General features: G+C 69.5%; 11 protein-coding genes. 8 read left to right on the top strand and 3 right to left on the bottom strand.

Annotation, left to right across the window (positions count from 1 at the left end):
- Positions 1–11: 11 nt before the first annotated feature.
- The 8 genes from DXK21_RS01390 to DXK21_RS01355 are packed head-to-tail and all read left to right on the top strand — an operon-like array spanning position 12 to position 10,199.
- Positions 12–1,472, top strand: coding sequence for a carotenoid oxygenase family protein (locus tag DXK21_RS01390; RefSeq protein ID WP_114816000.1), 1,461 nt, complete (start codon positions 12–14; stop codon positions 1,470–1,472).
- Between the two features lie 4 nt (positions 1,473–1,476).
- A complete protein-coding gene (locus DXK21_RS01385) occupies positions 1,477–2,622 on the top strand; it encodes an acetyl-CoA C-acyltransferase (protein WP_114815999.1) in 1,146 nt (381 codons plus the stop codon).
- A gap of 2 nt (positions 2,623–2,624) precedes the next feature.
- Positions 2,625–4,307 (top strand): aldehyde dehydrogenase family protein, encoded by a 1,683-nt coding sequence (locus tag DXK21_RS01380; protein WP_114815998.1) that lies wholly within the window; start codon positions 2,625–2,627, stop codon positions 4,305–4,307.
- Positions 4,304–5,533, top strand: a complete 1,230-nt coding sequence (locus tag DXK21_RS01375) for a thiolase family protein (RefSeq protein WP_114815997.1) — start codon at positions 4,304–4,306, stop codon at positions 5,531–5,533. Before DXK21_RS01380 ends, DXK21_RS01375 begins: the two co-directional genes overlap by 4 nt.
- Positions 5,530–7,008 (top strand): class I adenylate-forming enzyme family protein, encoded by a 1,479-nt coding sequence (locus DXK21_RS01370; RefSeq protein WP_114815996.1) that lies wholly within the window; start codon positions 5,530–5,532, stop codon positions 7,006–7,008. The genes DXK21_RS01375 and DXK21_RS01370 overlap by 4 nt, the downstream gene beginning before the upstream one ends.
- Before the next feature lie 37 nt (positions 7,009–7,045).
- Entirely contained in the window at positions 7,046–8,773 is a 1,728-nt protein-coding gene (locus tag DXK21_RS01365; RefSeq protein ID WP_114815995.1) for a class I adenylate-forming enzyme family protein, read from the top strand.
- The gene (locus DXK21_RS01360) at positions 8,770–9,717 is read left to right on the top strand and encodes an NAD(P)H-dependent flavin oxidoreductase (protein WP_114815994.1); all 948 of its coding nucleotides are present in this window, start codon (positions 8,770–8,772) and stop codon (positions 9,715–9,717) included. Before DXK21_RS01365 ends, DXK21_RS01360 begins: the two co-directional genes overlap by 4 nt.
- On the top strand, positions 9,714–10,199 hold the full coding sequence (locus DXK21_RS01355) for a PaaI family thioesterase (RefSeq protein WP_114815993.1): 486 nt from the start codon (positions 9,714–9,716) through the stop codon (positions 10,197–10,199). Before DXK21_RS01360 ends, DXK21_RS01355 begins: the two co-directional genes overlap by 4 nt.
- 21 nt (positions 10,200–10,220) lie before the next feature.
- Here the strand turns inward: DXK21_RS01355 and DXK21_RS01350 are convergent, their stop codons facing one another.
- The 3 genes from DXK21_RS01350 to DXK21_RS01340 all read right to left on the bottom strand — a co-directional run bounded on the left by DXK21_RS01350 (position 10,221) and on the right by DXK21_RS01340 (position 14,889).
- Entirely contained in the window at positions 10,221–11,441 is a 1,221-nt protein-coding gene (locus DXK21_RS01350; RefSeq protein WP_114815992.1) for an acetyl-CoA acetyltransferase, read from the bottom strand.
- A 17-nt stretch (positions 11,442–11,458) separates the two neighbouring features.
- Positions 11,459–13,321 (bottom strand): AMP-binding protein, encoded by a 1,863-nt coding sequence (locus DXK21_RS01345; RefSeq protein WP_114815991.1) that lies wholly within the window; start codon positions 13,319–13,321, stop codon positions 11,459–11,461.
- A gap of 71 nt (positions 13,322–13,392) precedes the next feature.
- Positions 13,393–14,889: a carotenoid oxygenase family protein gene (locus DXK21_RS01340; protein WP_114815990.1), complete on the bottom strand. Its 1,497-nt coding sequence runs from the start codon at positions 14,887–14,889 to the stop codon at positions 13,393–13,395.
- Positions 14,890–14,971: the final 82 nt, after the last annotated feature.

Raw genomic sequence — 14,971 nt, 5'->3', positions numbered from 1 at the left:
GAACAGCCGTCATGGCCGACGACGCCCGCCGGATCGAAACCGGACCGCTCAGCCCGTTGAACACGCTGAACCCCTATCTCCAGGGGGCCTATGAACCCGTAGCGAAGGAGACGACCGCGCTGAATCTGGAGGTGATCGGCGAGATCCCGAAAGACCTCTACGGCTGCTTCTATCGCAACGGCCCGAACCCGGCCCAGGCGCCCGAGGGGATGCACCACTGGTTCGACGGCGACGGCATGCTGCACGCCGTCTATTTCGAGAACGGCAAGGCCGAGTACCGCAATCGCTTCGTCCGCTCGGCGGACCATGTGGCGGACCTGAACGGCGGCTGCGGCGCGGGCGGGGTCATGCTGCCCTCAACGCGGGCCAATCCTGCCTCGACGCGCGGAGACAAGGTTTACAAGGACACGGCCAATACCGACGTGGTCCTGCATAACGGCTCGCTGATGGCCCTGTGGTACATCTCGGGGCATCCGGTCCGGGTGGATGCGCGCACGCTGGAAACGGTCGGCATCGAGACCTTCGGCGGTAAGCTGCCGCGCCATGTCTCGGCCCACTCCAAGGTCGATCCGCGCACCGGGGAGTTCGTCTTCTTCGACTATTCCCTTTACGAGCCGTGGATGACCTACGGCACGGTCAGCGCCAATAACGAGCTGACCCATTTCGAGCGCGTCGAGCTGCCGGGGCCGCGCCTGCCGCACGACATGGGTCTGACCGAGAACTACGTCATCCTGCACGACCTGCCGGTGGTCTTCACCGACGCCGGCCTGCGCAAGAGCCAGTGGAACATCCATTTCGCCGACCAGCCCGCGCGCTTCGGCGTGGCGCCGCGCCGGGGCCGTGGCGACCAGATCCGCTGGTTCGAGACGGATAGCTGCTACATCTACCACGTCGTCAACAGCTGGGAGGACGGCGACGAGGTCGTCATGACCGCCTGCATGATGACGCCCAACGGCTATCCGTCGAACCCGGCCTACGGCCCCTATGCGGCCATGGTGAATGTGCTGGCCCTGAACGCCGTGCCTGTCGAATGGCGGATGAACATGCGCACCGGCGAGGTGAAGAAGCGCCAGTTGGACGACCGCATCGGCGAGTTCCCGGTCGTCAACCTCGACTATTCTGCCCAGCCGACCCAGTGGTCCTATCACGTGGCCATGTCGAAGACGGAGCTTCAGCGCTTCAAGGGTCTGATCAAGTACGACCTGACCACGGGCGCCGCGCGGACCTATGATTACGAGCCGCAGATGTTCGGCTCCGAACCCGCCTTCGCCCCGCGCATCGACTCGCGGGCCGAGGACGACGGTTACGTCATCGCCTTCGTCACCGACGAAAACACCGGCCGATCCGAGGTCCAGGTGATCGACGCCCAGAACTTCGAGGCCGGGCCGGTGGCGCGCGTCCTGCTGCCCGTCCGAGTGCCGGCTGGTTTCCACGGCACGTGGGCGCGCGGCGATCAGATGACGAAGGGTTGATCCGTTGAGCGCCTATATCCACGACGCCGTCCGCACCCCGCGCGGCAAGGCCCGCCCCGACGGCGGGCTGGCCGCACTGAAGCCGCACGAACTGGTCACGGGCCTGATCGACGCCATGGAGGCGCGCGGCCATGCGCCCCGCGCCGCCGAGGCCCTGATCCTGGGCTGCGTCGGCCAGGTCGGCGCCCAGGGGGCCAATGTCGCCCTGGTCAGCAAGCTGCACGCGGGTCTGGACGACGCGGCCTTCGCCTTCGCCCTGAACAACTACTGCGTCTCGGGCCTGACCGCCGTGGGTCAGGCAGCGGCCCTGGTCCAGACGGGCGCCGTGGGTTCGGCCCTGGCCGGCGGGGTCGAGATGATGTCCCGCGTCCCCTTCATGGGCGACAAGGCCGATTATTATGAGGACGCCAGCTTCCCGCCGCGTACCCGCTACCTCCCCGTCGCCGTCGCCGCCGACCGTCTGGCCGAGGACATCGGCGTCACGCGCGCCGAGATGGACGCCGCCGCCCTCACCTCGCAGCAGCGCACCGCCTTCGCCGAGGGCACGCCGCTCACCGCCTCGCGCATTCCCCTGAACGGCCTGTCGCACGAGGAAGCCGCGCGCCCGAAGACCAGCAGCGAGAGCCTGGCGTCGCTGCCGCCCGCCTTCGCCGCCCTGGCCGCGCCCTACGCCGAGGCGCTGGAGGGACGGGTGATCGACCACCGCCACACCGTGTCGCACGCCCCGCCGATGAGCGACGGCGCCGGACTGGCCTTGATCTCCAGCCAGGCCGAAGGCGCCCGTGCCCGCATCCTCGCCTGGGCCGAGGCCGGGGGCGATCCCGCCGCCTCCCTGACGGCCGGCTTCACGGCGATGGATCGGGTGCTGGACCAGGCCGGGCTGACCCTGGCCGACATGGACCGGATCGAGTTCATGGAGGCCTTCGCCGTCACCATCGCCAAGTTCACGCGGGAACATCCGACGCTGAGCGACAAGGTCAATGTCGGCGGCGGCCACCTGGCCAAGGGGCACCCGATGGGCGCCACCGGGGCCATCCTGCTGTCGTCCCTGCTCGACGCGCTGGACGCCTGCGAAGGCCGCTACGGTCTGGTCGTGGCCGCGGGCGCGCAAGGCGTCGGCTCGGCCATGATCGTCGAGCGGATGAGCTGAGCATGAACGCGCCCTTCCCGCCCGCCGAGGCCCGCCGCGCCCTCATCGAACGCCACGCCGACCTGATAGAGGCCGCGATCAAGGCCGTGTCCGCCCGCGCCGCCTGGTCGCCGTTCAAGGACTCGCCCTCGACCAAGATCCACGGCCCGGACAAGCCCGTCGCGGGCAAGGCCGCCTTCGAGGCCCAGCTCAATCGTCCCTTCGACCTGGACCTGCCCGGCGTGATCGACCGCGTCGGCGCCGAGGTCTCGCCCTTCACCGGCGAGGCTCTGGGGATCACCTATCCGCGCTGCGATCCCAAGGCCCTGATCGAGGCGGCGCAGACCGCCTGGCCCGACTGGCGCACGGCCGATGCCGAGCTACGTCTGGCCCTGTGCGCCGAGATGGCGATGCGCCTCTACGACGCGAACTTCGAAATGGCCCAGGCCGTCATGCACGTCGCGGGTCAGAGCTATACGCAAGCCTTCAGCGGCTCCGGCCCCAACGCCCTGGACCGGGGCCTCGAGGCCCTGGCCTACGCCGCCAAGGCCATGCGCGACGTGACCCGCAGCGCCCGCTACGAACGCGATTTCGCCGGCGAAGCGGTCAGTCTGGACAAGACCTATGTCCTGGTCCCGCGCGGGATCGGCCTGGTCATCTGCTGCGCCAGCTTCCCGACCTGGAACGCCTATCCGGCCCTGTTCGCCAGTCTGGCGACGGGCAATCCGGTCATCCTCAAGCCCCACCCCATCGCCGTCCTGCCCATGGCCATTGTCGCGCGCGAATGCCGTCGGGTGCTGGCCGACTTCGGCTTTGATCCCAACCTGATCACCCTGGCCGTCGACACCCTGGCCGAGCCGGTGGCCCAGGTTCTGGTCGATCATCCCGCCGTCCAGATCGTCGATTTCACCGGCAGCCCCCGCTACGGCGGCCATCTGGAACGGACGGTGACGGGTAAGCTGCTGTTCACCGAGACGGCGGGCGTCAACACCGTGGTGGTCGAATCCGTCGCCGATCTGGACGCCGCCGCCCGCGCCGTGGCCCGCGCCGCCAGCCTGTTCTCGGCCCAGATGTGCACCAGCCCGCAGGTGGTCTATGTCGCCCCCGCTCTGGCCGAAGCCTTCGCCGCCGCCCTGGTCGCCCAGATCGACGCCATCGCCGAAGACCCGGCCCTGGCCGCCGGGATCATGGGCGCCGTCCAGGGCGAGGTCAGCCTGAAGGCTGTAGCCGACGTGCGCGGGGCCGTGGAGCGGCGTCCCGGCGTCCGCGTCCTGCGCGAAGCCGCGCCCTATGCCCACCCGCAATTCCCCCAGGCGCGCACCCTGACGCCGCTGGTGCTGGGCGTCGATGGCTCTGCGCCCGACTTCTACGCCGAGGAGCATTTCGGCCCGGTCCTGTTCGTGGTGACGATGGAGGCCGACGCCGCCGTGGCCGAGGCGACCCATCTGGCCCGCACCAAGGGTTCGATCTCGTCCTATCTCTATTCGACGGATGAGGCCTTCATCGCCCGCTCGACGCCGCTCTATGAGCAGGCGGGGGCCAATCTGACGATCAACCTGACCGGGGCGATGTGGATCAACTTCGCCGCCGCCTACAGCGACTATCACGTCAGCGGACTGAACCCTGCGGGCAACGCCTGTCTGGCCGATCTGGCCTTCGTCGCCGCGCGCTTCCGCATCGTCCAGCGCCGTCGGCCGTCTGCATGACGGCGCCGGTCTTCATCGCCGGCGTGTCCATGACCGCCCTGGGCAAACGCCCCGCCGACACGGTGAAGAGCCTGACCGCCGAGGCCGTGCGCGACGCCCTGGCCGACGCGGGCGCGCAGGTCGGCGACATCGAGGCCGCCTGGTTCTCCAACACCCGCCAGCCCATGCTGGAGGGCCAGAACACGGTGCGGGGCCAGATCGCCCTGCGCCCGCTGGGCCTGACCGGCATCCCCGTGATCAATGTCGAGAACGCCTGCGCCTCGGGCTCGACGGCCCTGCATCAGGCGATCCAGTGGCTGCGCGCGGGTGCGGGCGACGTCGCCCTGATCGTCGGGGCCGAGAAGATGGTCTGGCCCGACCGGCCCGACCGCGTCGCCGCCGCCTTCATGGGCGGGACCGACATCCACGACCGCGAGGGCGTGCTGGCCTATATCGCCGCCATGGGCGGTGAAGCGCCGGGTGAAGGCCGCAGCCTGTTCATGGATCTCTACGCCGCCCAGGCCCGCGCCCACATGGCCCGCTTCGGCACGACCCAGGAAGACTTCGCCCGCCTCGCGGCCAAGAACCACACCGCCGCCGCCTTCAACCCCAAGTCGCAATACCGCACGCCGATGACGGTGGATCAGGTGATGGCCGACAAGCCCATCGTCTTCCCCTTCACCCGCGCCATGTGCGCGCCCGTCAGCGACGGCGCGGCGGCCATGGTGGTCTGTTCGGCCAAGGGGCTGGAGCGGCTGGGCGCCGCCGCCCGCGCCGTGCGGGTGCGCGGCTGCGCCCTGGTCAGCGCCACCGACCGCGCGCCCGACGACTACGCCAACCATATCGGCCGCCGCGCCGCCCGCGCCGCCTATGAGCAGGCCGGTCTGGGGCCGGAGGCCGTGGACCTGGTCGAGGTTCACGACGCCACCAGCTACGCCGAACTGCAGCAGATCGAGAACCTGGGTCTGGCCGCGCCCGGCGAGGTCGGGGCGCGGCTGAGGGCGGGCGATTTCGCCCTGGGCGGCCGCACACCGGTCAACCCGTCCGGCGGTCTGGTGGCCAAGGGACACCCGGTCGGCGCCACCGGCATCGGCCAGCTGTATGAACTGATCCAGCACCTGCGCGGCGAGGCCGGCGACCGTCAGGTCGCGGGCGCCCGCATCGCAGCCGCCGAGAACGGCGGCGGTTTCCTCGGCGTCGAGGAGGCGGCGACCGTCGTCACTATCCTGGAGCGCCCGGCGGCATGATCCGGCACCCGATCCGCGCCCTCTACGACAACCTGAGCGACAAGCGCGACCGTTCCGCCCTGTTCGACGGCGACCGCGTCCTCAGCCACGGCCAGTTGGTCGCCCGGGTCGAGGCCGCCGCCGCCGACCTGATCGCGCGCAATGTCAGACCCGGCGACCGCGTCGGCCTGTGCGCCGCCAACAGCGCCGACCATGTCGTCGCCTACCTGGCCATCCTGCGTGCCGGAGCGGTCTGGACGCCGCTGAACCCGCGCAACGGTCCGCGCCTGAACAGCCTGTTCCAGCAGCGCGCCGGTCTGCGCCTGACCCTCCACGACGTCGAATCCGCCCAGGCCATGGGCGAGACGGCCCGTCCGCTTGCGCTCGACGACTGGCGCGCGGCCCCGGTCGATGCGGCGACCCTGCCCCCGATTTCCGACGATCCCGAAAGCCCCTTCGCCCTGAAATTCACCGGCGGCTCGACCGGCGTGCCCAAGGGGGTGCTGCAAAGCCTCCGCAGCGGGGCGGCGGCGCTGCGCTCGCTACATAGTTTCTATGGCTTCGACCCCGACGATGTGAACCTGGCCGTCGCGCCGCTGACGCACGGGGCCTCGCACTACATCCTGCCGGTGCTGGCGGCGGGCGGGGCTCATGTCCTGCTGGACAAGCCGGAGCGCGAGGCCATTCTGCGCGAACTGAAGAGCCGGATCACCACCGTCTTCATGCCGCCGACCCTGATCTATCTGCTGATGGAGGAAGGCCGCTTTGTTCCGGGCGACTTCGCCCGACTGCGCCACCTGACCTATTCCGCCGCCCCCATGCCGCCCGCGCGGATCGCCGAGGCCGTGGCCCGCTTCGGGCCGGTGCTCTCGACCCTCTACGGCCAGACCGAAGCCCCCATGACCATCGCCGGCCTGTCGCCCGCCGAGATGGCCCGGCCCGAACTGCGGACCTCGGTCGGGCGACTGTTCCCGGACACGCCGGTCGCCTTGCTGGACGCCGACGGCGCGGTTCGCACGGGCGAGACGGAGGGCGAGATCCTGGTGCGCGGCGACCTGGCCGCCACCGTCTATCTGGACGACCCGGAGCAGACTGACGCCGCCCGCCACGACGGCTGGCTGAAGACGGGCGACATCGGACGGCTGGACGCCGACGGCTACCTGTTCCTGCTGGGCCGCTCGAAAGAGCTGATCATCAGCGGCGGCTACAACATCTATCCCGGCGAGGTCGAGGCCGCGCTGAACGCCCACCCCGCCGTGCGCGAGGCCTGCGCCTTCGGCGTCGCCGACCCTGTCTGGGGCGAGCGGCTGGAGGCCGTCGCGGCCCTGGACGACCCTTCGGTGACGCCCGAGGCCCTGACCGCCTTCGTGCGCGAGGCCGTCGGCCCGGTGCGCACCCCCAAGACCCTTCATATCGTCGCCGCCCTGCCCCGCAATCCGGTGGGCAAGGTGGTGCGCGGCGAGGTGAAGTCACTGATCTATCCGGCGCCTCAATGACCGGAAGACGTAAAAGAGAACCAGGGAGAAGACCGACATGATCGTCGTGCCGGAGGAGCGCATCCGCGATTTCAAGGCCAGGGGCTGGTGGGGCGAGGAGACGCTGGACGATCTGTTCCGCCGCCACGTCGCCGCCATGCCCGACGCCGAATCCGTCGTCGATCCCATCAACCGCGAGGCCATCATGGGCGGCGCCCCGGCCCGCCTGACCTGGGCCCAGGTCGAGGACAGGGTGGCGCGCTATGTCGCTGTCCTGCACGCAACCGGGGTCGGCCGTGACGACGTGGTGGCGGTGCAGTTGCCTAACGTCATCGAACTGGGCCTGATCTATCTGGCCTGCATCCGCCTCGGCGCCATCATCACCCCCGCTCCGGTCCAGTACCGCGAGCACGAACTGGCCTATATCCTCCGCAAGACCGACGCCAAGGCCGTCGTCACCGCCGCCCGCATCGGCAAGCACGCCCACGCCGAGATGATGCTGGCGGTCCAGACGGGCGCCGCCGCCCTGAACACCGTCCTGGTCGTCGGCGGCCATGCGCCCGATGGAAGCATCGACCTCGACGCCCGCGCCGCCGGGCTGGATGAGGCCGAGATCGAGGCCGGTCGCGCCGCCGCCCGCGCGACGAACATCTGCGCCGACGACATCGTCACCATCTGCTGGACCTCGGGCACCGAGGCCGAGCCCAAGGGCGTGCCGCGCAGCCACAACGAGTGGATCATCATGGGCGCCGGCGTCACAGACGCCGCCGATCTGAAGCCCGGCGCGGTCCTGCTGAACCCCTTCCCCATGGTGAACATGGCGGGCATCTCGACCAGTTTCGTCTCCTGGCTGCTGCTGGGCGGGGTGCTGGTCCAGCATCAGCCGTTCGACCTGCAGATCTTCCTGCAACAGGTCCGCGACGAGAAGATCGACTACACCGTCGCCCCGCCCGCCATCCTGAACCTGCTGCTGCAGAACGAGGCCCTGCTGGAGGGCGTGGACTTCGGTCGGCTGCGCGCCATCGGCTCGGGCTCGGCGCCCCTGTCGGAATGGATGGTCCGCACCTTCCACGAGAAATACGGCGTCCAGATCGTCAACTATTTCGGCTCCAACGAAGGCGCCTCCTTCCCCAGCGCCCAGAAGGACGTGCCCGACGCCGCCGAACGCGCCGTCCTGTTCCCGCGCCTGGGCGACGGCTTTGAATGGAAGGCCCTGCTGCACGACCGCATCTTCACCCGCCTAGTCGATCCCGAGACCGAGCAGGAGATCACCGAGCCGGGCCTTCCCGGCGAGCTGCGGGTCAAGGGCGCGACGGTCTTTTCCGGCTATTGGCGCGCGCCCGAGATCAACGCCCGCGCCTTTGACGGCGAGGGCTGGTTCCGCACCGGCGACCTGTTCGAACTGGCCGGCGACCGGCTGCAGTTCTATCGCTTCGTCGGGCGTCTGAAGGACGTCATCATCCGCGGCGGGATGAACATCTCGTCCGAGGAGATCGAGGGCCATCTGATCGGCCACCCGGCCGTGGCCGACGCCGCCGTGGTCGGCGCGCCCGACCCGAACCTGGGCGAACGCCTGTGCGCCTTCGTCGTCTTCAAGCCCGGCCAGAGCGCCGACCTGGGCGACATCAACCGCTTCCTGACCGGCGACAAGCACGTGGCCGTCTACAAGCAGATCGAACGGCTGGAGGTCATCGCCGTCCTGCCGCGCAACCCTGTCGGCAAGGTGCTGAAGCGCGAACTGCGCCAGTCCCTGGGCGACCAATCCGGACACCTGAAATCCGCATGACCACCGCCTTCCCCCACCCGATGCGCCTGCCCGTGATCGCGGCGCCCATGTTCCTGGTCAGCGGGCCGGAACTGGTCATCGCCGCCTGCAAGGCCGGGATCGGCGGCGCCTTTCCGACCCCCAACTGCCGCACGGTCGCCGACCTCGACGCCTGGATGGGCCAGATCACCGACGCCCTGTCGCCCGGCGACGGTCCCTGGGTCGCCAACCTGATCACCCATTCGACCAACGCCCGTCTGGCCGAGGATCTGGCCCTGGTGGCCCAGTACAAGCCGCCCATCGTCATCACCGCCCTGGGCTCGCCCAAGCCGGTGATGGAGACGGTCAAGGCCTATGGCGGCCTGGTCTTCGCCGACGTGGTCAACATGGCGCTGGCGAAAAAGGCGGCGGACGCGGGCGTGGACGGCCTGGCCTGCATCAGCGCCGGCGCGGGCGGCCACACCGGCCATCTGTCGCCCTTCGCCTTTGTCTCGGCGGTGCGCGAGTTCTTCGACGGCTGGCTGACCATCGGCGGCGGCATCGCCGACGGCGCGGGCGTGGCGGGCGCGATCGCCGCCGGGGCCGACATGGTCTATATGGGCACCCGCTTCCTGGCCGCCGCCGAGAGCCGGGCGCAAGACCCCTACAAGCAGATGATCGTGGACTGCGGGCCGGATGACCTTATCGTCTCCTCGGCCATCACAGGCACGCCCGCATCGTGGTTGAAGCCCAGCCTGCGCGCGGCGGGCATGGACCCGGACGCGCTGGGCGGTCCCATCACCCGCGACTATTCCGGCGACGCCGCGCACAAGCGCTGGCGTGACATCTGGGCCGCCGGTCAGGGCCTGCAAAAGGTCGGCGCCGTCGAGCCGACCGCCGTCGTGGTGGATCGGCTGGAGGCTGAATACCGCGCCGCCGCCGCCCGCTTCGCCGGCCTGACCGCGCCCCGGAGCGCCGCGGCATGACTGCGTCGCCCCAGATGATCCAGCCGCCCGCCTTCGCCCTCGACCCGGCGCAGAGCGGGCTGGAGCTGGCGCGCCGCTGGGTCGAGACGGTCTGGCCGGGCGGTTTCGTCAACCGCCTGGCCGCCCGTCCGGTCGAGGCGGCTGAAGGCTTCATGCGGGTCGAGTGCGACATCGACCCCGGCCACTCCAACTTCGTCGGGCTGGTCCATGGCGGGGTGACGGCGGCCCTGGTCGACATCGTCGGCGGCGGGGCGGCCATGACCCTGCTGAAGCCGGGCGAGTTCCTGCTGTCCACCGACCTGTCGATGCGCTTCCTCAACGCCGCCCCCATCGGCTGCGGACGGCTGATCGCCGAGGGCCGCGCGGTTTATGCCGACCCGCGCAAGGTTGTGGCCGAGGTCACGGTCTCGACGCCCGAGGGCCTGACCATCGCCCACGGCTCCGCCGCCATCGCCATCCGCGTCCGGCGTCAGGACGGCTGAGCCGTCCCGAGGCCTGAGGCCTTAGTCGCGACCGATCACCAGGCTGACGGTCGTGGTGGTCGAGCCGCCGATGTTCAGAGTCTGGACGTTACGCGCCCCCTCGACCTGACCGCCGCCCGCCGTCCCCGTCGTCTGGCGGAAGGCGTCCAGCGCCATCCGCACCCCGGTTGCTCCGACCGGATGGCCGCAGCCGATCAGCCCGCCCGACGGGTTGATCGGCAGGCGTCCGCCGATCTCGATATCCCCTGCCTCGACCGCCTTCCAGCTCTCGCCCGGCGCGGTCAGGCCCAGATGGTCGATGGCCATGTATTCGGTCATGGCGAAGCAGTCGTGCGTCTCCACGGCGTCGATAGCCTCCAACGACAGCCCCGCCCGCGCCCGCGCCTCATCGATGGCGCGCTTGACCTGCGGGAAGACGTAAGGCGCCCCGGCGCTGGCCTCGACCTTGCGCTGATAGCTGATCGGTCCCGACCGATGGCCCCAACCCTTGATGCGCGGCAGGAATTCCAGCGGCACGCCGCGCCGCCGGGCATAGTCCGTAGCCCGCTCGGCCGAGGCCAGGACCACCATGGCCGCCCCGTCCGTCACCTGGCCGCAGTCGCTCTTGCGCACCCGGCCCTCGATGACCGGATTAGCCTCGTCATCGGCCGCAAAGCTGGCTTCGTTGAAGACATAGTCGCGCGTCTGGGCGTTGGGGTTCAGCTTGGCGTTGGCGAAATTGATCTGGGAGATGCGACGCAGGTGCGCCTCGTCGATGCCGTAGCGACGGTCGTATTCGTCGGTCAGTTCCGAAAAGGCGCGCGGCCAGACGTAGCGTGCGCCCTGATACTCATGCCCGACCCAGGCGGCGGCCCCCAGATAGGCCGCGCCCGTTTCGCCCGGCACGTTGCGCATCATCTCCAGCCCCAGGACGGCGGCGGTTCCATAGCGACCGGACTCGATGTCCGCCATCGCCGCCAGCAGGGCGATGCTGCCCGAGGCGCAGGCCGCCTCGTGCCGCGAGGTCGGCAGACCGTCGAAGGCCGGGTCGGCCATGGCGAAGAAGCCGCCCAGTTGCCCCTGCCCCGAGAACAGGTCGCCGACGAAGTTGCCGACATGGCCGACCTCGATCTCGCCCGGCGCCATGCCTACGGCGTCGAGGCCGCCGTGCAGGGCCTCGGCGAAACCATCGCCGATCTCCAGCCCCTCGCGGGCCCAGTTGCGTTTGAAGTCGGACTGCCAGCCGCCCAGGATATAGACCATCGGATATTCTCTCTGTTTCAGGCGACGACCACGCCCGGCCCCGGCGGCTCGGCGTAGAGGGCGTCGACCTGGGGCTTGCGGTTGTCGATGACGGCGCGGCGATTGATGGTGGCCTTGTCCGACACCTCGTGAGCGTTCGGATCGGGCGGCGTGGTCAGGAAGGCCAGCCGGGCGATGCGGCCGCTGGCGCCGTGGGCCGAGGCGTTGTGCGCGGCCAGGCGTTCCCGCGCCGCCTGCGCCAGAGCGCCCGAGGTCATGGCCTCGACGACCTCCATGTCCAGCGCCGCCTTGATCCCGGCGGCCGAGGGCCAGGCCAGAACGCCCAGCCACGGTCGGTTGTCGTCGCACAGCACCACCTCGGCGGCCAAAGGCGCCAGGGCCTGCAAGGCGGCTTCGCGCATCTGCGCCCCGAACACCCAGGAGCCGGTCGACAGCTTGAACTGGTCCGCCAGCCGCCCGGCGAAGAAGACGCCCTGGGCCGGATCGTCCCGGTCGGCGAGGGTCGCCAGGTCGCCCATGCGGTAATAGCCGTCGGCGTCGAACGCCTCGGCGGTCCGCGCCGCGTCGTCGTGATAGCCGGCCATGACGTTGGGGCCGCGCACCCGCACCTCGAACTTGTCGGCGTCATGCGGGACCAGCTTCACCTCGACGCCCGGCACCGGCAGGCCCAGACCCAGACGGTCGGTGTACTGATGCACCACCATGAAGCCCGCCGTGGTTTCGGTCGCGCCATAGGCCGAGGTCAGCATGATGCGATGGCCGGTTTCCTGCACCGCCATGGCCTGAATCCGATCGCTGACCGACTGGCTCAGGGCCGCGCCGCCGAAGACCATGACCCGCAGGTCCGAGAAGAAGGTCCGGCGCAGCTCGGCGTCCGCCTCCAGCGCGTCGGCCAGCATGGCGTAGCCGGTGGGGACGTTGACATAGTAGCGCACCGGCAGCTCGCGCAGGTTGCGGATCGACTCCTCAAACAGGCCCGGCATGGGCTTGCCGTCGTCGATGTAGAAGGCGCCGCCCGCCAGCAGAACGGCGCGCAGCACCGCCGCCCCCGCCACATGGTTCCACGGCATCCAGCCCAGCATCTGCCCCGACCAGGCATAGCCTTCGCCGATCACCTGGGCGGCCTGGGCCGTGTTGGCGGCGACCGATTTCAGGCTCAGCGGCACGACCTTGGGCAGGCCGGTCGAGCCCGAGGTCATCATGAACTGGGCGACCTGATCGGGCTGCAACCCTTCGATGCTCGCGGCGACATCCGGGCCTGGCTGCGTCGCCATGACCTCGGACAGAGGCCGGCTGGGACGGGTCAACGCCTCGGGCGTCGCGGTGATGACGATGGCGTCGCCCAGGTCCAGGGCGTCGATCGCGCCCGCGACCATGCGCGCATCCTCGATCAGAAGGATGGACGGCTTCAGTGAGCGGATGACATGGTTCAACCGCCCCAGATCGCCGCCCAGCAGGGCGTAGTGGGCGCTGACCGGCGCGGTCGGCACGCCCGCCGCCATGGCCCCGAACAGGAAGGCGGCCATGGCCGGACTGTTGGCGCCCATCAGCATCAGCGGCCCGCCCCTATGCTGCGGATGATCCAGCAGCCACTGGGTCACGGCGTCCATGCGGTGCTTCAGACCGGCGTAGTCCAGCTTGGACCACGCCCCGCCCTGGGCCGGATCACGCCGCGCCAGGGCCGTCTCCGCCACCCGGCGCGCCGCCACCCCGGCAAAGGCGCGCGGCAGGTTCCAGTCATGCGCGGCCAGAGCCACGCGCGAGCGCATCACCATCGCCCCGTCCGGCTCGCGCCGCACGTCCAGGTCGACGGGCATCAGCCCGGCGTCGCGGAAGCCTGCGGTGCGCCACTGCTCCGACATCTGATCCGATGCGTCCATGAAACCCTCCCGGTCGCCGCCTCAAGACGGTCTGCTAATAAAAGCAAGATGAGACGCAGAACGACGCTGGGTCAAGCCGCGTCGGCGGCGTCCGCCTCGGCGGTGAGGAAGCGGCGGTCGGCCCAGCAGGCGTGGGTGCCGGAACTGATCTTGTGCGGCAGGGCGATGCGGCAGACGGGGCCGTCCTCGAACCGCTTGCAGTCGATCAGGATGCACTCCGACCGGCCCGTGTTCTCGTCGATGATGAAACTGACCAGATAGCCGTCATCCTCGGCCGTCGCCCCGATGCGCGGCGCGAACGGCGCCTCGCTGGCGTAGCGCCCGTCCGGCAGGGTCACGGTCCAGGATTCGCCGGTCTTCAGGTCGTGCTTGATGAAGCCGTTGAACAGGAACCAGCCCGGCTTGGTCGTGGTGCTGTAAGCATAGCGATAGGGCTGGCCGGCGTACTGCTGATTGATGGTGCCGAACTCGACCAGCCGGTCGTCCAGCCGCTCTTCCTTGGTCGTCCCGTCGGCCAGATTGAAGCGCCAGCGGTGCAGTTTCGGGCGGAAGCTGTTCTCGTCGACGAAGGCCATCATGTGGGCGTGCTCGGCGTAGATCTCTGGCAGGTCGCCCAGGGGGTCCGGCATCGGCTTTTCCTGGAAATAGCCGTCCATGACGATCTCGTCGCCCTCCTCATAGGCGTTGAGGAAGTGCAGCACATAGGTCGGCGCCGCCTCGAACCAGCGGATGTCCTTGGCCTCGCCATAGCGGGGGATGACGGCGAAGCGCGACGGCATGTCGGGGCGATAGCGCACGGCGTGATAGCCCGCCTTCAGCGCCTTCTCGTCCCAGAACAGCGGGAAGTCGTTCAGAATGGTGTAGTTTTCGCTGAAGATCATGTCGTGCGGCAGACGCGCGCCCGGCAAAGGAACGGGCGTGTAATGGGTGCGCCGCCCGTCCGGGCCGACCACGCCGTAATACATATAGGGCGCGTGCTTCGAGTAGTTAAAGAACAGCAGCTCTCCCGTCCGCTCGTCCACCCGCGCATGGGCCGAGACCCCGTCCAGCGGCGCCCAGGGCGCCACGCCCTGATCCTCCAATGAGGTCGGGTCCAGCTGATAGGCCTCGCCGCACTGATAGAAGGTCGCCAGCGCCTTGCCCGCATGGACCACCACGTCTGTGCTGGCCGAATCCTTGATGCCGCCGTGGGCGCCGAAGCCGGGGCGTTTCGACACTTCCGGCCCGTCCATCATCCCGCCCCACAGGCTCTCGCCCGCCTGCTGCTCCGCCTGGAAACAGCGGCTGCGCACGAAGCGGTTGCGATAATCGGCCTTGCCGTTGCGGAAGCTGATCTGGTGCAGCATCCCGTCGCCGTCGAAGGGATGGTGACGGCCCAGGGGCGTGTGAATCTGGTTCTCGGTGTTGCGGATATAGACGCCGTCGATGTCCACCGGGATCGCCCCCTCGATCACCTCCAGATCAACCGCGTTGACCTCCTCATGCTGAGGCGTCCACGGCCCGCTGAGGTAGGGGTGATTGCTGGGTTTCAGGGTCGCGACGATGGGCGACAACCGCTCGATCTGCATGGCTCATCTCCTGGCTCTGGACGAACCCTCGCCTTTTTGGTCTATTTACGCAAGTCATAGATCGGCGCGGCTGAGCCGGGCG

Source organism: Brevundimonas bullata (assembly GCF_003350205.1).
Classification (GTDB): Bacteria; Pseudomonadota; Alphaproteobacteria; order Caulobacterales; family Caulobacteraceae; genus Brevundimonas; species Brevundimonas bullata.
Note: the sequence above shows the minus strand (reverse complement) of the source record. Positions and strands in the feature narration are given on the sequence as shown.